21 protein-coding genes are annotated in these 22,950 nt (G+C 71.0%); 16 read left to right on the forward strand and 5 right to left on the reverse strand.

Annotation, left to right across the window (positions count from 1 at the left end; all coding sequences use genetic code 11):
- Positions 1 to 4: 4 nt before the first annotated feature.
- From ACFYZ8_RS25730 to ACFYZ8_RS25770, 9 genes are all read left to right on the forward strand, one after another.
- Positions 5 to 1,471 carry an OB-fold domain-containing protein gene (locus ACFYZ8_RS25730; protein ID WP_388535880.1) on the forward strand — a complete coding sequence of 489 codons (1,467 nt, stop codon included), beginning with the start codon at positions 5 to 7 and terminating at the stop codon, positions 1,469 to 1,471.
- Positions 1,468 to 2,661 carry an acetyl-CoA acetyltransferase gene (locus tag ACFYZ8_RS25735; protein ID WP_388535877.1) on the forward strand — a complete coding sequence of 398 codons (1,194 nt, stop codon included), beginning with the start codon at positions 1,468 to 1,470 and terminating at the stop codon, positions 2,659 to 2,661. Before ACFYZ8_RS25730 ends, ACFYZ8_RS25735 begins: the two co-directional genes overlap by 4 nt.
- A gap of 79 nt (positions 2,662 to 2,740) precedes the next feature.
- Positions 2,741 to 3,937, forward strand: coding sequence for an enoyl-CoA hydratase-related protein (locus ACFYZ8_RS25740; RefSeq protein WP_388535874.1), 1,197 nt, complete (start codon positions 2,741 to 2,743; stop codon positions 3,935 to 3,937).
- Between the two features lie 2 nt (positions 3,938 to 3,939).
- The gene (locus ACFYZ8_RS25745) at positions 3,940 to 5,106 is read left to right on the forward strand and encodes an acyl-CoA dehydrogenase family protein (RefSeq protein ID WP_388535871.1); all 1,167 of its coding nucleotides are present in this window, start codon (positions 3,940 to 3,942) and stop codon (positions 5,104 to 5,106) included.
- A gap of 41 nt (positions 5,107 to 5,147) precedes the next feature.
- Positions 5,148 to 6,011, forward strand: coding sequence for an SDR family NAD(P)-dependent oxidoreductase (locus tag ACFYZ8_RS25750; protein WP_388535869.1), 864 nt, complete (start codon positions 5,148 to 5,150; stop codon positions 6,009 to 6,011).
- 36 nt (positions 6,012 to 6,047) lie between these two features.
- The gene (locus tag ACFYZ8_RS25755) at positions 6,048 to 7,379 is read left to right on the forward strand and encodes a phytoene desaturase family protein (protein ID WP_388535866.1); all 1,332 of its coding nucleotides are present in this window, start codon (positions 6,048 to 6,050) and stop codon (positions 7,377 to 7,379) included.
- On the forward strand, positions 7,379 to 7,570 hold the full coding sequence (locus ACFYZ8_RS25760; protein WP_388535863.1) for a ferredoxin: 192 nt from the start codon (positions 7,379 to 7,381) through the stop codon (positions 7,568 to 7,570). Before ACFYZ8_RS25755 ends, ACFYZ8_RS25760 begins: the two co-directional genes overlap by 1 nt.
- The gene (locus ACFYZ8_RS25765) at positions 7,570 to 8,805 is read left to right on the forward strand and encodes an NAD(P)/FAD-dependent oxidoreductase (protein WP_388535861.1); all 1,236 of its coding nucleotides are present in this window, start codon (positions 7,570 to 7,572) and stop codon (positions 8,803 to 8,805) included. Before ACFYZ8_RS25760 ends, ACFYZ8_RS25765 begins: the two co-directional genes overlap by 1 nt.
- Positions 8,806 to 8,816: 11 nt before the next feature.
- The gene (locus ACFYZ8_RS25770; protein WP_388535858.1) at positions 8,817 to 9,959 is read left to right on the forward strand and encodes a CaiB/BaiF CoA transferase family protein; all 1,143 of its coding nucleotides are present in this window, start codon (positions 8,817 to 8,819) and stop codon (positions 9,957 to 9,959) included.
- 81 nt (positions 9,960 to 10,040) lie between these two features.
- Here ACFYZ8_RS25770 and ACFYZ8_RS25775 read toward each other — a convergent pair whose 3' ends face one another.
- Genes ACFYZ8_RS25775 through ACFYZ8_RS25785 form a run of 3 tightly spaced genes read right to left on the reverse strand, consistent with a single transcriptional unit; the run spans position 10,041 to position 13,003 of the window.
- Positions 10,041 to 10,751: a TetR/AcrR family transcriptional regulator gene (locus ACFYZ8_RS25775; RefSeq protein WP_359035500.1), complete on the reverse strand. Its 711-nt coding sequence runs from the start codon at positions 10,749 to 10,751 to the stop codon at positions 10,041 to 10,043.
- A 7-nt stretch (positions 10,752 to 10,758) separates the two neighbouring features.
- Positions 10,759 to 11,808 (reverse strand): LLM class F420-dependent oxidoreductase, encoded by a 1,050-nt coding sequence (locus ACFYZ8_RS25780; RefSeq protein ID WP_388535855.1) that lies wholly within the window; start codon positions 11,806 to 11,808, stop codon positions 10,759 to 10,761.
- Between the two features lie 37 nt (positions 11,809 to 11,845).
- Positions 11,846 to 13,003, reverse strand: a complete 1,158-nt coding sequence (locus ACFYZ8_RS25785) for an acyl-CoA dehydrogenase family protein (protein WP_388535854.1) — start codon at positions 13,001 to 13,003, stop codon at positions 11,846 to 11,848.
- 79 nt (positions 13,004 to 13,082) lie between these two features.
- Here ACFYZ8_RS25785 and ACFYZ8_RS25790 point away from each other — a divergent pair, with 79 nt between their 5' ends.
- Both ACFYZ8_RS25790 and ACFYZ8_RS25795 read left to right on the forward strand, forming a co-directional pair.
- A complete protein-coding gene (locus ACFYZ8_RS25790; protein ID WP_388535851.1) occupies positions 13,083 to 13,970 on the forward strand; it encodes an HpcH/HpaI aldolase/citrate lyase family protein in 888 nt (295 codons plus the stop codon).
- A 53-nt stretch (positions 13,971 to 14,023) separates the two neighbouring features.
- The gene (locus tag ACFYZ8_RS25795; protein WP_388535848.1) at positions 14,024 to 15,046 is read left to right on the forward strand and encodes a MaoC family dehydratase; all 1,023 of its coding nucleotides are present in this window, start codon (positions 14,024 to 14,026) and stop codon (positions 15,044 to 15,046) included.
- A 9-nt stretch (positions 15,047 to 15,055) separates the two neighbouring features.
- Here the strand turns inward: ACFYZ8_RS25795 and ACFYZ8_RS25800 are convergent, their stop codons facing one another.
- Both ACFYZ8_RS25800 and ACFYZ8_RS25805 read right to left on the reverse strand, forming a co-directional pair.
- Positions 15,056 to 16,093, reverse strand: coding sequence for an MBL fold metallo-hydrolase (locus ACFYZ8_RS25800; protein WP_388535845.1), 1,038 nt, complete (start codon positions 16,091 to 16,093; stop codon positions 15,056 to 15,058).
- Between the two features lie 128 nt (positions 16,094 to 16,221).
- Entirely contained in the window at positions 16,222 to 16,782 is a 561-nt protein-coding gene (locus tag ACFYZ8_RS25805) for a TetR/AcrR family transcriptional regulator (protein ID WP_388535842.1), read from the reverse strand.
- A gap of 242 nt (positions 16,783 to 17,024) precedes the next feature.
- Between ACFYZ8_RS25805 and ACFYZ8_RS25810 the strand changes: the two genes are divergently transcribed.
- The 5 genes from ACFYZ8_RS25810 to ACFYZ8_RS25830 all read left to right on the forward strand — a co-directional run bounded on the left by ACFYZ8_RS25810 (position 17,025) and on the right by ACFYZ8_RS25830 (position 22,875).
- A complete protein-coding gene (locus ACFYZ8_RS25810; protein WP_388535840.1) occupies positions 17,025 to 17,426 on the forward strand; it encodes an SCP2 sterol-binding domain-containing protein in 402 nt (133 codons plus the stop codon).
- Positions 17,427 to 17,463: 37 nt separating this feature from the next.
- Positions 17,464 to 18,732 (forward strand): cytochrome P450, encoded by a 1,269-nt coding sequence (locus ACFYZ8_RS25815; RefSeq protein WP_388535837.1) that lies wholly within the window; start codon positions 17,464 to 17,466, stop codon positions 18,730 to 18,732.
- A gap of 370 nt (positions 18,733 to 19,102) precedes the next feature.
- Entirely contained in the window at positions 19,103 to 19,894 is a 792-nt protein-coding gene (locus tag ACFYZ8_RS25820) for a coniferyl-alcohol dehydrogenase (RefSeq protein WP_388535835.1), read from the forward strand.
- 13 nt (positions 19,895 to 19,907) lie between these two features.
- Positions 19,908 to 21,308: an aldehyde dehydrogenase family protein gene (locus tag ACFYZ8_RS25825; protein WP_388535832.1), complete on the forward strand. Its 1,401-nt coding sequence runs from the start codon at positions 19,908 to 19,910 to the stop codon at positions 21,306 to 21,308.
- Between the two features lie 61 nt (positions 21,309 to 21,369).
- Positions 21,370 to 22,875, forward strand: a complete 1,506-nt coding sequence (locus ACFYZ8_RS25830; RefSeq protein ID WP_389050107.1) for an acyl-CoA synthetase — start codon at positions 21,370 to 21,372, stop codon at positions 22,873 to 22,875.
- Positions 22,876 to 22,950 lie beyond the last annotated feature (75 nt).

Here is a 22,950-nt window from a genome sequence, read left to right on the forward strand (position 1 = left end):
CACCATGACGACCACCCTGCCCCGCAGGCCCTACGGCATCGTCTCCTACGCCACCTACCTTCCCCGGCACCGCGTCCTGCGCGACGAACTGGGCACCGCCCTCGGTGTCCGCGCGGGCCGCGGTGCCCGTGTCGCCGCCTCCTTCGACGAGGACAGCACCACGATGGGCGTCGAAGCCGCCCGCCGTCTGCGGCCCGCCCCGCCCGCACCGGCGTCGCTGTACTTCGCGACCACCTCTCCCGCCTACCTCGACAAGACCAACGCCTGCGCCCTCCATGCCGCACTCGGCCTGCCGCGCGACACCTTCGCGGCGGACCTGGCGGGCTCCGCGCGCTCCGGGATCGCCGCGCTGCGCGCCGCCGGGCTCGACGGCGGTCTCGCCGTACTGTCCGACGTCCGCACCGGGCGCCCCGGCTCGGCCGACGAGCGGGACGGGGGAGACGGCGCGGCGGCCTTCCTCTTCGGCGCGGCGGACGCGGCGGTCGCCGAGATCCTCGCCCACACCTCGGCCACCGCCGAGTTCCTCGACCGCTGGCGCACCCCGGGGAGCCCGTCCGGCGAGCACTGGGAGGAACGGTTCGGCCTGGAACGCTACCTGCCGCTGATCGAGGACACCGCACAGCGCGCTCTGAAAGCCGCCGGCACCGGGCAGCCCGACCATGTGCTGCTCGTCTCGCCGAACGCGGCCGTCCGCAAGCGCGCCCCCAAGGTCTTCCCCGCCCGCCTGTCGGCGAGCGGCTCACCCCTCGGGTATTCCGGAGCGGCCGACGCCGGGCTCGCCCTGGCCGACGTCCTCGACCGCGCGGGCGTCGACGAGACGATCCTGCTGCTCTCCGCCGCTGACGGCTGCGACGCCCTCCTGCTGCGGACCACCGACCGCCTCCCCTCGGCCAGGCAGCACGACCCCCTCGCCCGGCAACTCGCCGAGGGCCGCCCCGTTCCGTACCCGACGTATCTGACCTGGCGCGGGTGGCTGGAGCGGGAGCCGCCGCGCAGGCCCGAACCGGATCGGCCGGCAGGACCGCCGTCGGCACGCGGGGAGGGGTGGAAGTTCGGGTTCACCGGCAGCCGCTGTGAGAACTGCGGCTTCGTCCACCTGCCGCCCGCCCGGGTGTGCAAGGACTGTGGCGCGGTGGACGCGATGGCGGCCGTGCCGCTGGCCGGGGCGACCGGCACGGTGGCGACGTACACCGTCGACCGGCTCGCCCACTCGCCCTCGCCCCCGCTGATCGACGCGGTGGTCGACTTCGACGGCGGCGGGCGTTGCACGCTGGAGATCGCCGACACGGTGGCCGACGAACTCGACGTGGGTGTACGGGTCGAGCCGGTCTTCCGGCGGCTGCACACCGCGGGCGGCGTGCACAACTACTTCTGGAAGGCCCGCACGACGACCCGTACGACAGCCGGTACGAAGGCAGGTACGACGGCCTCCGTCGCGGCGGACACGAGTGAGCGGGAGGGCACGGCATGAGCAGCAACGGGATCCGCGACAGGGTCGCGGTGGTCGGCATGGGGTGCACCTCCTTCGGCGAGCACTGGGAGCGTTCGGCGGACGACCTCCTCGTCGACGCGACCCAGGAGTGCTTCGCGGGGACCCCGGCCCTGGCGGCCGATGACGTGGACGCCTACTGGCTGGGCACCCTCGGCTCCGGACAGTCCGGCCTCACGCTCAGCCGCCCGCTGGCCCTGGACCACAAGCCCGTCACCCGGGTCGAGAACTACTGCGCCACCGGATCCGAGGCCTTCCGCAACGCCTGCTACGCGGTCGCCTCCGGGGCCTACGACCGGGTGATGGCCGTCGGCGTGGAGAAGCTGAAGGACTCCGGCTTCTCCGGGCTGCTGCGCTCCGACCCGCCGGGCGACGGCACGGCGCCCGAGCTGTCACTGACCGCGCCGGCCGCCTTCTCCCTGCTCGATCCGGCGTACTGCGCACGGTACGGGGTGGATCCGGCCGCGATGCGGGAGGCGATGACGCACGTCGCGTGGAAGAACCACGCCAACGGCGCCCGCAACCCCAAGGCCCAGTTCCGCTCCGTGGTCGCCAAGGAGACGATCGAGCGGGCCCCGCTGGTGGCCGGACGGCTCGGGGTCTTCGACTGCTCCGGGGTCTCCGACGGCGCCGCCTGCGCCCTGATCGTCCGGGCCGAGGACGCCCTGCGCTACACGGACCGGCCGATGTACGTGAAGGGTCTGTCCCTGGTCGCGGGGGCCGTCAGGGGAGCCATGGACCCCGGCTACGACTACACCACCTTCCCGGAGGTGGTCCACGCCGCCGCCGACGCCTACCGGCAGGCGGGCGTCACCGACCCGGGCACGCAGATATCGCTCGCCGAGGTGCACGACTGCTTCACCCCGACCGAGGTGGTGCTGATGGAGGACCTGGGGTTCGCCGAGCGCGGCCAGGCGTGGAAGGACGTCCTGGACGGGGCCTTCGAGCTGGACGGCCGGCTGCCCGTGAACCCCGACGGCGGGCTGAAGTCCTTCGGTCATCCCGTAGGGGCGAGCGGCCTGCGGATGCTGTACGAGTGCTGGCTGCAGTTCCGCGGTGAAGCGGGCGAGCGCCAGCTGACGGATCCGCGTCTCGGCCTCACCCACAACCTGGGCGGGCGGCCGGGCGGATGTGTCTCGTTCGTCTCGGTCGTGGGTCCCGACCCGGGGTGACCGGTCCCGTCCGGCGAAGGGGCGTTGACCCGGAGTCGGAATCTTATTTATATTAGATTCAAAACTGGAGGCTGTGAGCGTGCGACACGATGGGAAAGAGGCGGTGGCGGCCGAGCTCTACCGGGCATTGGCCCACGGAGACCGCGAGCGGCTCGACCGGATCCTGCATCCCGCGTTCGAGGGCCGGACCACCGAGGGACTCCCGCTGGGCCTGGGCGGGACGTACACCGGGTCCGACGCCATGCGCCGCGGGTTCTGGGGCCGGATCGCCAGAAGCTACGACGCCCGGGCGGAACCCGCCGGTTTCCGCCACCTCGAAGACGGAGACCTGCTGGTCACCGGCCGGTACGTGGGCGAGGCGAGACAAGGCGGCGGCAAGCTCGACGCGGAGTTCTGCCACCTCCTGAGCTTCGAGGGTGAGCGGATCATCGGCCTCGTCCAACTGACGGACAGCGCGCGCTGGTCCGAGGCCCTGGGGACCGGCCGGGCCCTGTCGACCGTGGATTTCCGCGTCACCGACGGACTCGCCGAGCTCCGGCTCGACCGCCCGCACGCCCGCAACGCCCTCGACCAGGCCATGGCCGACGACCTGTACGAGGTCGCCCAGCGCCTGGCCGCAGATCCGGACGTGCGGGCGGTACTGATCACGGGCGACGGTCCCGCCTTCACCGTGGGCGGCGACATCGCCTACTTCGCGGACAACGCCGACGCCGGGCTGCCCGGCACGTTGCGCAGGATGATCTCGCCGTACCACGAGGCGCTTCGTCTGCTCAGCACGCTCGACGCGCCGATCGTGTGCGCCGCGCACGGCGCGGTCGCGGGCGGCGGGCTGGGGCTGCTGTACTGCGCCGACATCGTGCTGGCCGCCGAGGGCACCAAGTTCGCCTCCGGGTTCACGGCGCTCGGGCTGTCCGGTGACGGTGGTAACTCCTGGTTCCTGCCAAGGCTCGTGGGACCCCGCCGGGCAGCCGAGTTCTACTTCGAACAACGGGTGCTCGACGCTCATGAAGCCGTCGAATGGGGCCTGGCGACACGCGTGCTGCCGGCCGGCGAACTGGCCGACGAGGCCCTCGCGGTCGCCCGGCGACTGGCCGACGGTCCCACCCGCGCCCATGGCGAGATCCGCCGGCTGCTGCGCGAAACCTGGTCGGCCACGCTGGCCGAGCAGTTGGCGGCCGAGGGGGACGCGGTCGCCCGCACCGCCCGGACATCGGACGTCTCGGCGGCCGTCGCCGCCTTCATCGACAAGCGCAAGCCCACGTTCCAGGGACGGTAGCGATGACAGCACTGATCACGGACAGCGACGAGCATCGGCTGATCCGGGAGAGCACCGCAAAGATCGCCGCCCGCTACGGGCACGCGTACTACAGCGAACGTGCCCGGACGGGCGCGGGCGTGGAGGAGCTGTGGAGCGAACTGGGGGAGGCCGGGCTGCTGGGCGTCCACCTTCCCGAGGAGTACGGGGGCGGGGGCGCGGGTCTCGCCGAACTCGTCGTGGTCCTCGAGGAGTTGTCGGCCCATGGCATGCCGCTCCTCAGCAGCGTCATCTCGCCCGCCATCTGCGGCTCGATCCTCGCTGCCCACGCCTCGCCGGAGATGAAACGGGCCTGGCTGCCGGACATCGCCACGGGCCGCCGGAGGATGGCGTTCGCCATCACCGAGCCGGACGCCGGCTCCAACAGCCACGCCATCACCACCACCGCGCGCTCCGACGGCGACGGCTGGCGCATCTCGGGCTCCAAGTACTTCATATCCGCCCTGAACGAGGCGGACGCCGTGCTCGTCGTCACCCGGGACGGCGATCTCGTCCCCTCGGCGTCCGGACGCGGCCCGCTGTCCCTGTTCGTTGTTCCCGTCGACTCACCCGGCCTGCAGTTCCAGCCCATCGAGACCGAACTGGTCTGCCCCGACAAGCAGTTCACCCTGTTCTTCGACGACGTCCGGGTGACCGGCGACGCCCTGATCGGGGAGCGCGGCAAGGGCCTGCGCCAGGTCTTCGCCGGCCTCAACCCCGAGCGCATCACCGCCTCGGCGCTCAGCAACGGCATCGGCCGCTACGCGGTGGGCAAGGCCCGCGACTACGCCCGCGAACGCACGGTGTGGTCCGCTCCGATCGGAGCTCACCAGGGCATCTCCCACCCTCTCGCCGAAGCGCACATCGGGGTCGAGCTCGCCCGGCTCGCCACAGCCCGCAGTGCGGAACTGTTCGACGCCGGACAGGACGCCGCGGCAGCGGCCAACATCGCGAAGTTCACCGCCGCCGAAGCCTCTCTCAAGGCCCTCGACCAGGCGATCCAGACCCATGGCGGCAACGGCCTGTCCCGCGAGTACGGCCTGGCCGACCTGTGGTTCGTCGCCCGCATGCTGCGCACCGCCCCGGTCAGCCGGGAGATGGTGCTCAACTTCGTGGCCCAGCACAGCCTCGGCCTGCCGAACTCGTACTGATCCCTCTATCCGAGCAACTCCGAGCAACGAGGAGTACCCACATGGCAGGAGTACAGGACCGGGTCGTCGTGGTGACCGGCGCGGGCGGCGGGCTGGGGCGCGAGTACGCGCTGCTGCTGGCCCGGCACGGCGCCCGAGTCGTGGTCAACGACCTCGGTGGCGCGCGGGACGGCACCGGATCGGGCAACGCGATGGCCGACGCCGTCGTCGCCGAGATCCGGGCCGCGGGCGGCCAGGCGGTCGCCAGCTACGACAGCGTGGCCACCGAGGAGGGCGCCACCGGCGTGATCGGCACCGCCCTGCGGGAGTACGGGGCCGTGCACGGCGTGGTCAACAACGCGGGCATCCTGCGGGACGCCTCCTTCGCGAAGATGACGGTGGACCAGTGGGAGGCCGTGCAGCGCGTGCACCTCTTCGGCGGGTACCACGTCACCCGCGCCGCCTGGCCGCACTTCCGCGAGCAGGGACACGGCCGGGTGGTCATGGCCACCTCCACCTCCGGGCTGTACGGCAACTTCGGACAGGCCAACTACGGCGCCGCCAAGCTCGGCCTGGTCGGCCTGGTCAACACGCTCGCCGTCGAGGGGCGCAAGTACAACATCCTCGCCAACGCGGTCGCACCGCTGGCCAGGACCCGGATGAGTGAGGACGCCGCCCCCGCCGAGCTCCTGGAGCGGCTGCCGGCCGAGTTCGTGGCACCCGTCGTCGCCCATCTGCTGACCGACGAATGCACCGACACCGGCACGGTGCTGATCGCCGGCGGCGGGCGGGTCCAGCGGGTCGCGTACTTCGCCTCCAAGGGGGTGACCTTCGCCGGCACCCCGAGCCTGCGGGACGTTGCCGACCGCTGGTCCGACATCACCGACATGGACGGCGCCGCCGTCGGCACCAATCCGCTGGCCTGAGCCCGGAAACCCGAGCCCGGAAAGGAGACAGCCTTCGTGAAATCCTTCGACGCCCTCGTCATCGGCGCCGGCGCGGGCGGCCTGTTCACCGCCGCCCGCCTCACCCACCACGGTTACCGCACCCTCGTGGTGGAACGCCTCGACCGTGTGGGCGGGCGCGCCTCCACCCACGACATCGACGGCTTCAAGGTCAACAACGGGGCCATCGTCATCGAGGTGGGCGGCATCACCGAGCAGACCTTCCAGGAGGTCGGCGCCAAGTTCGACGTCCGCCGGGCCAACCCGCCCATCCTGTACCGCATCGGCAGCAAGGACATCGACGTGACCGGCGGCGGCTGGGGCATGCTGCTGTCCAGGCTCACCCGCCAGGGCGCCAAGCTCCTCGGCGGCCTCGGTGCCGCCCGCGAGGACAGCGGCCTGCCCGACGCCCAACTGTCCACCGCCGACTGGATCCGCCGGTACACCAAGAACGAATCCGTGCACGGTGTCTTCCGCAACATGTGCGGATCGGTCTTCGCGGTGAGTTCCGAGGAGCTGCCCGCCCGCGTCTTCCTCACCTACTTCACCCGCAAGAGCGCCTTCAAGAAGTTCGGGTTCTGCCCCGACGGCACCATCGGGATCTGGCGCGCGCTCGCCGACGTGGTCACCGCCGGCGGCGGTGAGGTCTGGCTGGACAGCGAGGTGCGCAGGCTGACTCTGGACGCCGGCCGGGTCACCGGCGCCGTCGTCGCCCGCGACGGTCAGGACACCGAGGTCGCCTGCCGGTTCGCGGTCAGCGACGTGGGGCCGAGCGCCACCGTGGCACTCGCCGGGGAGGAGCACTTCTCCGAGGAGTACCTGACCTCGGTACGGCGCGGCGACCGGCCCTGCGCGATGATCTCGGTCAACTTCGCCAGCCGGGAGCGCCTGGTCGAGGCCCCGGGCCTGCTCAGCTTCGCCAGCACCCGCCGCATGTGCTACGTCGCCAACTTCACCGCGACCTGCCCGGAGATGGCGCCGGAGGGCTGGCACCTCTACGTGGGCACGGCCGTCCCGCAGCCGGCTGTCGGCGACTTCGACGAAGCGGCCGAGACCGAGCTGCTCATGGCCGATCTCCGCGACCAGATCGCAGGTTTCGACCGCGCCCGGATCCTGTCCACCGTCGTCACCCGCGACGGCTGGCCCCCGCAACGTGCCGTGGCGGGCTTCGACCTTCCGAACACCACTCCCGTCCCCAACCTCTGGAACGTCGGCGACGCGGTCAAGGAGTACGCCAACGGCGGCACCACGGCCTGCGCGGAGACCGCGAAGCTCGTCGTCGAACAGATCCTGCGACACCACCCGGTCGGCGTCGCGGCCGAGCCGACCGGAGCCCCGAGGGAGCACTGATGAAGATCATCGTTGACCGTTCCAGGTGCACGGGTCTGGGTATCTGCGAGTCCCTGGCACCCGACGTGTTCGAAGTGAACGACGAGGGCGAACTCGTGCTGAAGACGCAGACCGTCCCCCCGGGGACTCTTTCCGACGTCGAGGAAGCCATCGCGGGCTGCCCGACCGAGGCCCTCCGGCTGGAGCCCTGATGGGGACCCGCCGACTGGTCGTCGTCGGCGCGTCCCTGGCCGGGCTCCGGGCCGTCGAGGCCGCACGCAAAGGCGGCTTCGAGGGGCGGATCACCCTCGTCGGGGCCGAGCCGCACCTCCCGTACGACCGGCCCCCGCTCTCCAAGCAGTTCCTCGACGCGAACGGTGCGGACGAAGCACCGCCGACCTTCCGCACCGAGGAGGTGCTCCGCACCGACCTCGGCGCGGAACTCCTGCTCGGCGCCCCCGCCACGTGCCTGGACACCGCGGCCCGCACGGTCGTCGTCGGCGAACGGCCCATCGGCTACGACGCCCTGGTCATCGCCACCGGCGCGATGGCCCGCCGGCTGCCCGGCACCGAGGGCCTGGCAGGTGTTCACACGCTGCGCACCCTGGACGACGCGGCCGCTGTCCGACGGGCCCTCGACGCCGGGGCGCGGACCGTGGTGATCGGCGCCGGTTTCATCGGCGCCGAGACCGCTGCCGCCGCCAGGAAACGCGGGCTGGACGTCGTCGTGGTCGAGGCCCAGGCGACGCCGCTGGTACGTGCTGTCGGCCAGGCCATGGGAGGCGCTCTCGCCTCCCTGCACCGGCGCCACGGCACCGATCTGCGGTGCGGGCTGAGCGTCACCGCGCTGGAGGGGGAGGGCCGGGTCGAAAGGGTCCGGCTCTCCGACGGGAGCGTGCTCGACGCCGACCTGGTCGTCGTCGGCGCCGGCGCGGTACCCGCCACCGACTGGCTGGTGGGTTCCGGCCTGACCCTGGACGACGGCGTGGTCTGCGACGAGACGCTCTGCACCGGGGCCGAAAGCGTGTATGCGGCGGGTGACGTCGCCCGCTGGCACAACCCCCTCTTCGACCGGCCCATGCGCCTGGAGCACTGGACCAGCGCGGCCGAACAGGGGGCCCTCGCCGCCCGCAACGCCCTGAACCCCGGGGCGGCGAAGACCTACGCGACAGTGCCGTACTTCTGGTCCGACCAGTACGACACCCGTATCCAGTTCGTCGGCGTCCCCGACGCGGAGGAGATCGCCGTAACCGACGGCGACATCGAGCGCGACCACCAGGGCGTCGCCCTGTACCGCGCGGGTGACCGGCTGGTGGGGGCCCTGGCCGTCAACAGGCCCACCGAGATCATGAAATACCGGCGACTCGTCGCCCGGGGCGCCTCGTGGGAGGAAGGGCTCGCGTTCGCCCGGTCGCGGAGCCAGTCCCGGCAGACCGCCGACGTATGAGAGGGAAGAAGATGGCAGACGGCCCGCTCTCGGGATGCAGGGTGCTGGAACTCGCGGGCATCGGCCCGGGCCCGTTCGCGGGCATGACCCTGGCGGACCTGGGCGCCGAGGTGGTCCGGGTCGACCGCCCCGGTGGCAGCGGGCTGTTCCCGGGCTTCGAGCACGTGGACGTCCTCAACCGCGGGAAGAAGTCGGTCCTGCTCGACCTGAAGCGACCGGACGCCGTGCGGGCCGTACTGGACATGGCGGCCCGGGCCGACGTCCTCATCGAGGGTTACCGCCCGGGAGTCGCAGAGCGGCTGGGCCTCGGCCCCGACGACTGCCTCGCCAGGAACCCGCGCCTGGTCTACGGCCGTATGACCGGCTGGGGCCAGGACGGGCCGCTGGCCCGACTGGCCGGGCACGACATCGGATACATCGCCCTGACGGGCGCCCTGCACGCCGTCGGCAGCGCCGGCGGCCCGCCGCAGATCCCGCTCAATCTCGTCGGCGACTTCGGTGGCGGCGGGACGTACCTCGTCATCGGAGTCCTGGCCGCCCTGCGTGAGGCCGAGCGCACCGGCCGGGGGCAGGTCGTGGACGCCGCCATCGTGGACGGCACGGCCCATCTGCTCGCCGGCACCCACATGATGCTGGCGACCGGAACGTGGCAGGACGAGCGCGGCGTGAACCTCCTGGACGGCGGAGCGCCGTTCTACGCGGTGTACGAGACCTCCGACGGCCGTCACATGGCGGTCGGCGCCCTGGAACCGAAGTTCTACGCGGAACTGCTCGCCGTTCTCGGACTCGACGAGGACCCCGCCGCCCAGCACGACCGCGCCGGTTGGCCTCGGCTGCGCGAGCGCCTCGCGGCGGCGTTCGCGAGCCGTACCCAGGACGAATGGGCCGAGGCGTTCTCCGCGTCGGACGCGTGCGTGGCGCCGGTGCTGAGCCTGCGCGAGGCGTCCGACCACCCGCACATCAGGGCCCGCGGCACCCTGGTGGAACGCGACGGCGTCCTCCAGCCGGCGCCCGCTCCCCGCTTCTCGGCGACGCCCACCGCTCTCGGCTCGCCCCCGCCGGTGCCGGGCCGGCACACCGCCGACGTCCTCGAGTCGTGGGAGGTCGAGGACGCCGAGGGCTTGCTGTCGTCGGGCGCCGCCGTGCAGGCCTGAGCCTTCGTCACGGTAATTCTCTAATTTACATTAGATTACGCTCTGAAGCGGGGAAGTCCCTGGGGCCCCTGCACGCGCCTCTCAGGCCGTTCGGCCCGCCGACGTGGCCGTCCGCCCGCCCCGGGAACCCCGTGACGGCCGCGCGCCGCCCTGTTCCTGCGCGGTAGGCACTTCCAGGCCGTGCCGCACCAGGGATTTCGCGGTGCGTACCACGACGTCCAGCGAGCCCTGGCGGGGATTCCACCACTCGTTCGCCCAGTTCAGGGCGCCCAGGACCAGCATGCGGGCGGCCCGGGGTTCGAGGTCGGCGCGGAGTTCACCCGCCTTCTGGGCGTCGTGAAGGAGCGTGCGCCAGATGTCTCCGTACTTGCGCTCCTCGGCGAGCTGCCGGGTCCGGATGTCCTCGGGGACCTGGCCCGCGTTGCGGATCGCGGCGGTGGCGAAGTCGGAGATGGCCAGCTGATAGCGCAGGTGTTCCTCCACGGCGGTGTCGATGCGGTCCATGGGGGTGGTGTCCGGCGGGAGCGCTTCGAGCGCCTCCGCCACATGCTCCCGCAGACGGGCCACACCGACCCACATGACCTCTTCGATCAGTACTTCCCGGGAGGAGAAGTAGTAGTAGATGGCGGGAGCCTGGATCTCCGCCTGCTCCGCCACGTCACTCAGCCGTGTTCCGGCGTAGCCCTTGCGGCTGAGGACGTGGGCCGCCGCGTCCAGGATGCGTTCGCGTGTGCGCGCCGACTTGGAGTCGGACGGATCGGCCGGCGGCTTACCCGCGGATTTTCTAGGCACGGGTCAACTATAGGTCGTCGACCAGCCGCCGGACGGCCTCCACCGTGCCGGCCGGGTCCGGTCCCACCGGGTCCAGGTTCAGGGTCGTCACGCCGGCCTCCCGGTACGCGTGGATCCGTTCCGCCACCAGACCCGGCGGACCGATCAGCGTGGTCCGGGCCAGCCACTCCCGGGGGACCGCGGCCTCGGCCTCCTTCTTCTTGCCGTCCAGATAGAGGTCCTGGATGAGCTCGGCCTCGGCCTCGAAGCCGTATCGGCGGGCCAGGTCGTTGTAGAAGTTCTTGTCGCGGGAACCCATACCGCCGATGTACCGGGCGGCCGTCGGCCGTTCCAGGTCGAGCAGGTCGTCGACCGGGAGGTGCTCCCCGACGGCGACCGGGCCGCCGGCGACGATGTCGAGCGGCGCCAGTTCGGGGGAGCGGCGTGCGGTTCCCGCGGCGAGCGCGGGCCCGAAGACCTCCGCCGCCTTGTCCGGCATGAAGAACAACGGAAGCCAGCCGTCCGCCAGTTCGGCCGTCGCGGTCACCGAACGCTCCATCAGGGAGGCCCAGTAGACGGGGATCTCGGCGCGGTACGGATGGTTGATCAGCCGCAGCGGTTTGCCGAGCCCGGTCCCGCGGTCGGCGGGCAGGGGCAGTTGGTAGACCCGGCCGTCGTGGGTGAGGGGTTCCTGGCGCCGCCAGATCTTCCGGCAGATCTCGATCGTCTCGGTGATCCGCCGCATCGGCCGGTCGAACGGCACTCCGTGGAAGCCCTCGACGACCTGCGGCCCGGAAGCGCCGAGACCGAGGGCGAAACGGCCCCGGGAGAGGCTGTCCGCGGCGGCGGCGCTCATGGCCAGGAGGGCGGGGGTGCGACTGAAGACGTTGACGATGCCGGTGCCGATCCGGATCCTTTCGGTCGTCGCGGCGAGATAGCCGACGAGCGTCATGGCGTCGAAACCGTAGGCCTCGGGGACCCACACCAGGTCCAGGCCCGCGGACTCCAGGTCGCGCACCAGGCCGGCGGTGGCCACCGGATCGCCGGTGTACCGGGACAGCAGCATCGAGAGTTTCACGTGGTCCTCCGGTCGGTCGTGGACTGCGGTGGCCGGTTCACGTCAGTCCGCCCCTGTCGACCAGCTGGGCGGCGATGACGTTGCGCTGGATCTCGTTGGTGCCCTCGCCGACGATCATCAGGGGGGCGTCGCGGAAGTAGCGCTCGACGTCGTACTCGGTGGAGTAGCCGTACCCCCCGTGGATCCGGACCGCGTCGAGCGCGATCTCCATGGCGGTCTCGGAGGCGAACAGCTTGGCCATGCCCGCCTCCATGTCGCACCGGTCCCCGGAGTCGTGGCGTTCCGCGGCGTACAGCACCAGCTGTCGTGCCGCGACGAGCTTCGTGGCCATGTCGGCGAGACGGTGGCCGACCGCCTGGTGCCGCCAGATCGGCTTGCCGAAGCTCTCGCGCTCCCGGGCGTAGCGCAGGGCGTCGTCCAGGGCCGCCTGGCCGACGCCGAGTGCCCGCGCGGCGACCTGGATACGGCCCGTCTCCAGGCCCTTCATCATCTGTGCGAACCCATGTCCTTCGACGCCGCCCAGGAGCGCGTCGCCCGGTGCCCGGTAGCCGTCGAAGGAGAGTTCGCAGCTCTCGACGCCCTTGTAGCCCAGCTTGGGCAGGTCGCGGGAGACGGTGAGGCCGGGGCCGTGCTCGACGAGCAGGATGCTGATGCCCTTGTGGCGGGGCGAGGCGTCGGGGTCCGTCTTGCACAGCAGCGCGATGAGTCCGGAGCGGCGGGCGTTGCTGATCCAGGTCTTGGCGCCGGAGACGACGTAGTCGCCGCCGGGCCGCCGACGGGCGACGGTGCCCATCGCCTGGAGATCGGAGCCGCCGCCCGGCTCGGTGAGCGCCATCGTGGCCCGCACTTCCCCCGTCGCCATCTTCGGCAGGTAACGGTTCTTCTGCTCCTCGGTGCCGAAGGCGAGGAGGAGCTTGGCGACGACCGTGTGGCCGCCCATCGCCCCGGCCAGGCTCATCCAGCCGCGGGCCAGCTGCTCGGTCACGCCGACATAGCAGGACGTGGACACCGGCGCCCCGCCGTAGGACTCCGGGACGGCCAGGCCGTAGATCCCGAGCCCCTTCATCTGCTCGATCAGCTTCTCGGGATACTCGTTGGCGTGCTCCAGCTCCCGCACCACGGGCCGTACATCCCGGTCGACGAACTCCCGGACGACATCGACGACGTCCTGTTCCTCCTCGGACAGGGTGGGCATACAGGTCTCCTCACTCGGCTACCGGACTCGCGTCGATCGATTATAGTCTAATTTAGATTAGATAATGAGAGGGGATGAGGTGACCGCGAACATTTCGGCGGGTGCGCTCAGGGCACGTCTGACGGTACCCGGCTCGGACGAGCACAAGATGGCGAAGGCCCTCGCGTCAGAAGCGGACGAGATCGTGCTCGACCTCGAGGACGCGGTCGCGGCCACGGCCAAGGCGGACGCACGGGAACGCGTCACCGCCTGGCTGGCCCGTGCGCCGGAGGCCGGTCCTCGGATCGCGGTCCGGGTGAACGCGCCCCGGACGCCGTGGTGTCACGAGGACGTCGTCGCGTGTGCTCAGCAGGGCGCGCGGGTGTCCCTGGTGCTGCCCAAGGTCGAGTCGGCCGGGGACCTCGCCTTCGTGGACCGGCTGCTGGCGGGCGCGGAGGCAGCCGTCGGCCGTGTCGATCCGGTCCCCGTACAGGCGCTGATCGAGACGGCGGCGGGACTGGCCAACCTGCGCGAGATCGTGACCGCGACGCCCCGGCTGACCACCCTGATCATCGGCTACGCCGACCTGGCCGCGTCGCTCGGGCGGGCCGCCGACGCGCCGGCGGAGACCTGGCTGCGCACACAGGACGAGATCCTGACGGCGGCTCGCGGGGCAGGCCTCGCCGCCGTGGACGGTCCGTATCTCGGGGTGGCCGCCGACGAGGAGTTCGCCGGACAGGTGCGCCGTGCCGCGCGACTCGGTTTCGACGGCAAATGGGTCATCCATCCACGCCAGATCGCGCAGGTCAACGAGGCGTTCACACCGTCGGCCGAGGAGGTGGCGAGGGCCCGGACGGTGCTGGCCGCCCTGGAACGGGGGCACGCGCGCGCCGAGGGAGCCGTCGTCCTGGACGGACAGATGATCGACGAGGCCGTGGCGGTCGCCGCACGCCGGACACTCGGCCGGGTGGGAAGGGCAACAGCGTGAGCGCGGTTCCTGAAGGCGGGTCGTCGACGGCCGGCGAAGAGAGGGGCACGGGAGTGAGTGCGGCGATCCCGAAGGGGACGGCACGTACGGCCGAGGGGCCCTACTTCGACGAACTGGCCGTGGGGCAGGTGTTCGGCGGGGCGCCAGGGGTGACCCTGACCTCCGGTCACGCCGCCACCCACCAGTCGATCGTGGGGGACCGGCTCGCGCTCCCGCTGGACGAGGAACTGAGCCGCGCCGTGACGGACCAGGCTCCCCTCGCCCACCCCGCCCTGGTCTGGGACATGGCGATCGGGCAGTCCACGCCGGCCACCCATCATGTGAAAGCCAACCTCTTCTACCGCGGCCTGGTCCTGCGCCGCACGCCGCTCATCGGCGACACGCTGCGCACCTCCACCGAAGTCGTCGCCCTGCGTCGCAACAAGGACCGTCCCGGGCGCCGTCCCACTGGTCTGGCCGCCCTGCGGATCACCACCACCGACCAGCACGATCGCCCGGTACTGGATTTCTGGCGGTGCGCCATGCTGCCCCTGCGGGACCCGGACGCCGGTACCCGCCACGCGGCCGACCTCGACGCCGTGGGCGCGGAACCCGACCACGCCGCGCTCGCCGCGGTGGTGCGGGGATGGCGACTCGACCGGTTCGCGCGGCGCGTGGCCGGGCCCCGGTTCGCCGATCTGGCCGAGGGAATGGTCTGGGAGGTCGGCGGTGGGGACGTGGTGTCGGGCGCTCCCGAATTGGCCCGGCTCACGCTCAACGTGGCCATGGTGCACCACGACCAGCATGCCGCGGGCGGGCGGCGGCTCGTCTACGGCGGCCACACGATCGGCGTGGCTCTCGCGCAGGCCGCCCGAGCCCTGCCGTCCATCGTCACCGTTGCGGGCTGGCAGGGCTGCGACCACCTGGGCCCCGTCCATGAGGGCGACACCCTGTACAGCACGGTGGCCGTGGAGCGCCTGCGGTCGCTGGGCGAACACGGCGGGCTGGCGTACCTGCGCTCGCGGGTCCGCGCGGTCGGCGGCGACGAGCCCGCCCGCTCCGTCCTGGACTGGCGCTTTGCGGTCGTGCTCGCGTGAGGAGCACCGTCACGCGGCCGACGTGAACCGCCGTACTCCGTCGACGCGTTGCGGGCTGACCGCTCCCAGCTGGGCCAGGACATCCAGGTGGGCGTCGATCTCCAGCACCGCGGTCATCCGGTGCACCGGCGGGAGTTCGTCGAGCCCGCTCCGGCGACGGGTCCACGGCAGGGCGCGGGCCACCGCGTAAGCCGTGTCCGCGCCGGCCGCGACCTGCCGGAGGACCTCGTCCAGCCGCTCCTCGTGATGCGCGATCAGCTGGTCCACCCGGGTGTGGACGCTCCTGGTCACGGGGCCGTGGGCGGGCAGGAGCAGCGCGTCCGGCAGCTGTCGGGTCAAGCGCAGGGAGGCGAGATAGGACCGTAGCGGGTAGCGCTCGGGCGAGCGTTCGAAGCCCAGCGACGGAGTGATGTGCGTCAGCACGTGGTCACCGGAGAACAGCAGGCCGTCGGTCGGGTCCCCGACCACGACATGCCCCCGCGTGTGGCCGGGCGTGGCCCGTATGTCCAGGCGGCGGTGTGCGAGATCGATCCGCTCGCCGTCCCTCAGCCACTCGTCCGGAGGCCCGAACGGCATGTCCCGGTCGCTCTGTTCGACCGGTACGGCGGCGATGAGGGCCGCCAGCTCGGGGGCGCCGCACTCGCGCAGCAGCTCGACCTGGCGGGGCCACACCCCGTCCTCCAGATCGAAGCCCTCGATGGTGTGACGCTCTTCCCAGCCGACCCGGACCCGGCTGCCGATCGACTCACGCAACGCCAGGGCCTGGGTGTAGTGGTCCCAGTGGGCGTGGGTGACGATGATCTGGCCGATGTCCTCCAGGCGGTGTCCGAGGCTCTGCACCGCCTCGATCAGTGCCTTCTCGGTGTCGGGCCCGGCCCAGCCCGAGTCGATCAGCACCAGGCCGTCGTCGTCCTCGATCAGGTAGACGTTGACCGCCGCCAGCCCGTCCACCGGCAGGGTCAGAGGGATGCGGTACACGTGGTCCACCACGGGGTGGGCACCGGGTTCGGTCCAGTCGTCGGGTTGTTCGAGCAGTGGGGGCGCCAAGGTGTGCTCCTGCAAGCTGACGGCGAAGGATTTTATCTACCGTATATTAAAATTCGCAGGTGGGTGAGAAGGACTCTCCAGCCGGCCGGCCGGGGAGTGGCGCGCCAGTGGCGGGTGTGACGGGACGGTCATCGTGGCGCGGAGCGCCGTGCCGCTCCTTTGGTTGCCGTCCTCTTGAGCTCGTGCAGCGCCCACGAGAGCGCTTCCGGGTCGCGGAGTGACTCGGCCTGCTCGAACCCGATCAGAAGGTACATGCCGAGCGTGGCGAGTCGGTCGGCCTCTTCTGTGTCGACCAGAGCGGCGAACGCCGTCCGGACGAAGCTGTGCCGCTCCAGGTCGACGCTCTCCTGGATCCGGTGGACCGCGGGGTCGATCGTGCTCCACACCCGGATCGCGGCTTCGGCGCCGTGCGGGAGCTCCATGGCCGCGTCGAGGAGGACCTGGAGCCGGTCCAGAGGGTCCGATTCGAGTCCGGCCAGTTCGACGAGCTGCCGCGTGCGCTCCCGGTGCCAGTGCTCCAGCAGTGCGTCCGTGAAGGCGCCCCAGTTCGCGAAATGGTGGTAGAAGGCGCCTGTCGTCACGCCCATCCGTTCGCACAGGGGGGCGAGTTTGAGTCCGCCGTAGCCCTGCTCGGCGAGGATGGTGAACGCGCAGTCGAAGTAGCGGGCGGCATCCTTGCGTGCGGGCATGCGCGGACTCCTGGTCGGGGGTGTGGGAAGTCATGGTAGGCGCCCCGAGGGCATGAGTTCGGTGCCGGGCTCTAGTCGCCATAAGAAGACTTATGTTACGTTCCCGAAACGCGCCCCCCTTCGAGGCTGCGGCACGTGAGGTGCTGCCCGGCGGACCCGTTCGGGTGCGGAATTTAATCAAATCTATATTTGAATCGCTCGTCGGATTCGGGCGATCTTCCTCGCGGACGTCAGGAGGAACCGTGGGATTCAGGGACGCGGACGAGGTCAGGAAGTACATCGGCGGCATCTTCGAGGCGGCGTTCGCCGACGCGGAGATCGGGCCCAAGCTCCGGGACACCGCAATGGTGCTGCAGTTCGTCTTCACCGAGCCGGACACGGTCGTGGAAGTGGACACGACGGCGGGCACCGTCGGGGACGGCATCGGCGGTGCGCCCCCGCAGGCCGTCATGAGAATGGCGGCCGACGTCGGCAACGCCTACTGGCAGGGAAAGGTCAACCTCCCGCTGGCGATGGCCAAGAGCAGGATCAAGGTCGAGGGCAACGTGGCGAGCCTGCTCAAGCTGGCGCCGCTCGGCAAGAAGCTCTTCCCCCTCTATGTCGACAGCCTGCGCGGCGACGGCCGGGACGACCTCGTCCTCTGAGCCCGCCCGGGCCCGCCACCCCACCCACGGAGGAAAGATGGCCATCCAGTCCACCGAAACCGCGTCACGGGCGTACGACCCCGTCAGCATCTCCCCGTTGTCCTTCTGGGCCGGCACCTGGGAGGACCGGGAGAAGGCGTTCCGCACGCTCCGCGACGAGCGCCCGGTCAGCTGGCACCCGCCCCTCGAAGGCGCCCTGATGCCCCCGGAGAACGACGGCGTGTGGGCCGTCACCCGGCACGAACACATCGCCGAGGTCAGCAAGAACCCCGAGATCTACAGCTCGGCACGCGGAGTGATGGTCGAGGAGGTCCCCGAGGACATCATTGAGGCGGCGTCGTCGTTCCTCGCCATGGACGCTCCACGCCACTTCCAGCTCCGGCGCCTGGTGAGCTCGGCGTTCACGCCCAAGCAGGTCGCGAGGATCCACGACCAGATCAGGCACCAGGCCACGACGATCGTCGACGACCTCCTGGCCACGCGGGAGGGCGACTTCGTCAGCCAGGTCTCCAAGCGGCTCCCCATGTGGACCATCTACGAGATGATGGGCCTCCCCGAGGACCAGCGCGAACTGGCCGCCCACCACGCCGACGGCATGGTCTCCTGGGCGGACGAGGACGTCGCCGCGGGGCGCGAACCGGGCGAGGTGCTCAACGAGGCACTGGTCACCCTGTTGCAGATCGGCCTGGAACATGCCGAACGCCGCCGGGCGGAGCCGAAGGACGACCTGTGGACCAGCCTGGTCCAGGCCGAGGTGGACGGCCGGCGGCTGACCGACGACGAGATCGCCGCCTTCTTCGTGCTGCTGTCCGTGGCCGGCAACGACACCACCCGCAACACGATCAGCGTGACCGCCCGCGCCCTCCAGGACTTCCCCGACCAGAAGGCACTGCTCCTTGAGGACTTCGGGGGCCGGATCGCCCCGGCCGTCGAGGAGTTCGTCCGGTACGTCACCCCCGTCCAGACCTTCCGCCGTACCGCCACCCGCGACACCGTGCTGGGCGGGCAGGAGATCAGGGAGGGCGACTGGGTCCTGATGATGTACGTGTCCGGGAACCGGGACGAGCGCGTCTTCAAGGACCCGCACCTCCTCGACATCCTGAGGCCGACCAACAACCACCTGGCCTTCGGCGGTGGCGGTCCGCACTACTGCATGGGCAACTTCCTCGCGAAGATGCAGCTCACCGAGATCTTCGACCAGCTGCTGTACCGCGCTCCGACCCTTCGGGTGGGCGAACCCGTGTACCTCGCCGGCAATTTCGTGCGTGCCGTCAAGAGCATGCCGTACACCGTTCCTGTGGACTGAGCGGGAGTGAGTCCGCTCAGCCGCGCGCCCCGAACGGTCTTGGGCGAGCTGGTCCCCGGCGTACTCGACCCCGGGTGGCGACACGCATCCTGTGCGTGGTCCTGGCCCGGGAGGCCAGTTCCCTGTGCGACCTGGCCAGTGGGTACGGCCAGAGGCGACGGGGAGGCCCTGAACCATCACTCCGGTGGAGCAGGGGCCCCGCACGCTGACGCCGTACCCGGTGTCCCAGGTCGCACAACCGCGCTAACCCAAACGGCCCAGGGCGCCGCAAGCCTAGAAGTCGATCCTCACACGATCGAGCTAATTCGCCGTTGTGCGCACTCCTTGCCGAGCAGCTACCAACCCTCTGAGCGCGTTGAGAGGCAGTCAGATGTCACAGTTCGCGGGAAAGCGTTACCTCGTCACCGGAGCCGCCTCCGGCATCGGTCACGAGGTCGCGGAGAAGCTGGTCGCCGCCGGCGCGGAGGTGTACAGCCTCGACCGTAACCAGCCCACGGCGAAGGTCCATGCCCACATCGAGGTCGACCTCTCCGGCCCCGCCTCCATCGACGAGGCGGTCGGCCGGCTCGACGGCACCTTCGACGGGCTGCTCAACATCGCCGGCATCCCCGGCACGGCTCCGGGCGACACCGTGTTCGCCGTGAACTTCCTGGCCGTACGGCACCTGACGGAGTCGCTGTTGGAGCGGCTGACGCCGGGCGGCTGTGTCGTGATCGTGTCGTCGACCGCCGGCTTCGGCTGGCAGGAGCGACTCGGGGCCATCAGGGAGCTGCTGGCCACCGACACCTTCGAAGAAGGCGCGCGATGGTTCGCCGACCATCCCCAGCAGGGCAACGCCTACAACTTCTCCAAGGAGGCGACGACCGTCTACACGATGGCGATGGCGCTCGCCCTCGGAGAGATGGGCCTGCGGATCAACGCCGTACTGCCGGGGCCGGTCGAGACACCCATCCTGGCCGACTTCGAGCAGTCGATGGGCAAGGACCAGCTCGACGGTGTGAAGGCGCTGCTCGGCCGGCACGCCACACCGGACGACATCGCCGGCGCCGCGCTGTTCCTGCTGACGGACCAGGCCCGCTGGATCAACGGTCACCCACTGACCGTCGACGGCGGCATCACCGCCTCGGTCCTCTCCGGCAACGTCCCGGCGCCCCAGGTCTGAGGGGCGGACGGACATGACCACCTCACCGAGCACCCGGGCCGCCCAGGAGGCGGCCGGACTCGACGCACTGATGGCGACCCTGCGGTCGGTCCACGCCGACGGCCGCACCCGGAGCCTGGAGTGGCGCAAGCGGCAGCTCGACGGCATCGCACGGCTCGTGGAGGAGTGCGAGACGGAGATCGCCGAAGCCCTGGCCATGGACCTCGGGCGCGGCGCCGCGGAGTCCTGGCTGGGCGACATCACCTCCACCCGGGGAGAGGCGCTCTACGCACGCCGGCGTCTGCGCTCGTGGATGAAGCGGAAGAGGCAGCGCGTGCCGCTGAGCCAGCAGCCGGCGTCGGGCTGGGTGCAGTACGAGCCGCTCGGGATCGTGCTGGTCATCGGGCCCTGGAACTACCCGGTGTACCTCAGCCTGGGCCCGCTGGTCGCGGCGGTCGCCGCGGGCAACTGCGCCGTGCTCAAGCCGTCCGAACTGGCCCCGGCCACCTCCGCGCTGCTGGCGCGGCTGGTTCCGCGGTACCTGGACCCGGAGGCGGTCAAGGTGGTCGAGGGCGACGCCGTGGTGACCCAGGACCTGCTCGCCCTGGGCTTCGACCATGTGCTGTTCACCGGCGGCACCGAGATCGGCAAGAAGATCATGGCCGGAGCGGCTCCGACGCTGACCCCGGTGACCCTCGAACTCGGCGGCAAGAGCCCGGCGATCGTCCTGGCCGACGCCGACCTCGACGTCGCCGCGCGGCGCATCGCGTGGGTCAAGCTGATGAACTCGGGACAGACCTGCATCGCACCGGATTACGTGCTCGTGGAGCGTACGGTCCGGGATGCTCTGGTCGACCGCGTCGTAGCGTCCATGAAGGCCTTCCGCGCCGACCAGGTCGGCGGGATGCGCATCGTCAACGAGCGTCAGTTCGACCGGATCGCCGGTTACCTCGACGCCACCGAAGGCGCGGTCGTGACCGGGGGTGGCACCGACCGCGCCGCGCTGACCGTCGAGCCCACGGTCGTCGTGGACCCGGCCCCCGACGAACCCCTCATGACCGAGGAGATCTTCGGACCCGTCCTGCCCGTGCTGACCGTCGACTCGCCCGACGAGGCCATACGCTTCGTCACCCGCCGCCCGAAGCCGCTGGCCCTGTACGTCTTCAGCAGAGGCAGGGCGGCACGCACCCGGCTCGTCGACGAGATCCCCGCCGGCGGCGCCGTCGTCAACCACGCCGCGATGCACTGCCTCGTCCCCTCCCTGCCGTTCGGCGGGGTCGGCGCCAGCGGTATCGGCGCCTACCACGGGGAGTGGGGCTTCCAGCGGCTCAGCCACCGCAAGGCCGTACTGGCCAAGACCTTCAGACCCGACCCCCGCGTGATGTACCCGCCGTACACCGAGAAGGCGCTGAGCATGATGCGCCGGATCCTCTGACCCGCAGCCGGACCGACACCCCAGTGAGGACGCCATGCCCAACCCAGCGCCAGACTCACCCATGTGGTACCCCGGAGCGCACCGTGGGGACAAGGAGACCAAACCGGCGGTCGTCATGGCGGACACCGGCGAGGTCCTCACCTACGGCGAGCTCGACGACGCCGCCAACAGGATCGCGCGCGTGTTCGGGAGCCTCGGACTCGCCCCGGGCGACCACGTGGCGATCTGCGCGGAGAACCGTGTCGACTATCTCGAGGTGGTGTGGGGTGCGCACTACGCGGGCCTCTACTACACACTGATCAGCACCCACCTCACCCCGGACGAGGTGGCGCACATCGTCCGGGACTGCGAGGCCGGCGCCGTGGTCCTCTCCGCGACGACCGCGGGGGTTTACCTCGACGCGGTACGGGCGGCCGTCCCCGGCGTCGCCGTCCTCACCCTCGACGCGACGCCGTACGACGGAGCCGAGGAACTGTCCGTCCTCATGAGCGGCCGGCCCGCCGAACCGCTCCCCGGCGCGGTCGAGGGCTCCGAGATGCTGTACTCCTCCGGTACGACGGGCAGGCCCAAGGGCATCAGGCCGACCTCGGTCGGCGCCCCCCTCGGCACCACGCCCCCGATCCCCGCACCGGCCCTGGCCATGTTCCAGGTCGACGAGGACACCGTGTACCTTTCCCCGGCCCCGCTCTACCACGCGGCGCCGGCCAGATGGACCCGCGCCGACGCCGCCCTGGCCCTGGAGGCGATCGCGAAGCACCACGTCACGCACAGCCAGTGGGTGCCCACCATGTTCACCCGCCTGCTCCGGCTGCCCGAGGAGGTACGGCGCGGGTACGACCCCTCCTCCCACCGCTTCGCCATCCACGCGGCGGCGCCGTGCCCGCCGCAGGTGAAGCAGGCCATGATCGACTGGTGGGGGCCGATTGTCGTCGAGTACTACGGGGGTTCCGAAGGGCACGGCATGACCGTGTGCACCACCCCCGAGTGGCTGGAGCATCCGGGCACCGTCGGCCGGGCGGTGGTCGGCAGGGTGCACATCGTCGGCGCGGATGGAGAGGAACTCGGCCCCGGCCAGGAGGGTGTCGTCTACTTCTCCGGCGGGCCGCCGTTCGAGTACTACAAGGACCCGGAGAAGACCAGGTCGGCACAGCTGCCCGGCGGTCTGGCCACCATGGGCGACATCGGCAGGCTGGACGAGGACGGCTACCTCCATCTCACCGACCGGCTCAGCAACATGATCATCAGCGGCGGGGTGAACATCTACCCGCAGGAGATCGAGAGCCTGCTGGCGAGCCACCCCGACGTCGAGGACGTCGCGGTGATCGGCGTGCCGGACGAGGAGTTCGGCGAGCAGGTCAAGGCCGTCGTCACACGGGTGCCGGGCCCCGACTCCGACGAGGCCGTGGCCGCACGGCTCATCGCCTATTGCCGGGACCACGCGGGGCACGTGAAGTGCCCGCGCTCGGTGGACTTCCGGGCGGAACTGCCCCGGCACCCCAACGGCAAGCTCCTGAAGCGCCTGCTGAAGGACGAGTACTGGGCGGGTCGGGCATCCGGACTGGTCTGAACCGCGCACTTCGTACGGGCCGGAAGCCGCCTTCGGTCACCTGCACCCATGTTTTCTAATCTATCCAAGATTCAA

The organism is Streptomyces sp. NPDC001668, assembly GCF_042893155.1.
Classification (GTDB): Bacteria; Actinomycetota; Actinomycetes; order Streptomycetales; family Streptomycetaceae; genus Streptomyces.

What these genes read in the sequence shown, in the direction of transcription:
- ACFYZ8_RS25730 (WP_388535880.1), top strand. Translation starts at nt 5, where the DNA reads ATGACGACCACCCTGCCCCGCAGGCCCTACGGCATCGTCTCCTACGCC.
- ACFYZ8_RS25735 (WP_388535877.1), top strand. Translation starts at nt 1,468, where the DNA reads ATGAGCAGCAACGGGATCCGCGACAGGGTCGCGGTGGTCGGCATGGGG.
- ACFYZ8_RS25745 (WP_388535871.1), top strand. Translation starts at nt 3,940, where the DNA reads ATGACAGCACTGATCACGGACAGCGACGAGCATCGGCTGATCCGGGAG.
- ACFYZ8_RS25750 (WP_388535869.1), top strand. Translation starts at nt 5,148, where the DNA reads ATGGCAGGAGTACAGGACCGGGTCGTCGTGGTGACCGGCGCGGGCGGC.
- ACFYZ8_RS25760 (WP_388535863.1), top strand. Translation starts at nt 7,379, where the DNA reads ATGAAGATCATCGTTGACCGTTCCAGGTGCACGGGTCTGGGTATCTGC.
- ACFYZ8_RS25765 (WP_388535861.1), top strand. Translation starts at nt 7,570, where the DNA reads ATGGGGACCCGCCGACTGGTCGTCGTCGGCGCGTCCCTGGCCGGGCTC.
- ACFYZ8_RS25770 (WP_388535858.1), top strand. Translation starts at nt 8,817, where the DNA reads ATGGCAGACGGCCCGCTCTCGGGATGCAGGGTGCTGGAACTCGCGGGC.
- ACFYZ8_RS25785 (WP_388535854.1), bottom strand. Translation starts at nt 13,003, where the DNA reads ATGCCCACCCTGTCCGAGGAGGAACAGGACGTCGTCGATGTCGTCCGG.
- ACFYZ8_RS25805 (WP_388535842.1), bottom strand. Translation starts at nt 16,782, where the DNA reads ATGCCCGCACGCAAGGATGCCGCCCGCTACTTCGACTGCGCGTTCACC.
- ACFYZ8_RS25815 (WP_388535837.1), top strand. Translation starts at nt 17,464, where the DNA reads ATGGCCATCCAGTCCACCGAAACCGCGTCACGGGCGTACGACCCCGTC.
- ACFYZ8_RS25820 (WP_388535835.1), top strand. Translation starts at nt 19,103, where the DNA reads ATGTCACAGTTCGCGGGAAAGCGTTACCTCGTCACCGGAGCCGCCTCC.
- ACFYZ8_RS25825 (WP_388535832.1), top strand. Translation starts at nt 19,908, where the DNA reads ATGACCACCTCACCGAGCACCCGGGCCGCCCAGGAGGCGGCCGGACTC.
- ACFYZ8_RS25830 (WP_389050107.1), top strand. Translation starts at nt 21,370, where the DNA reads ATGTGGTACCCCGGAGCGCACCGTGGGGACAAGGAGACCAAACCGGCG.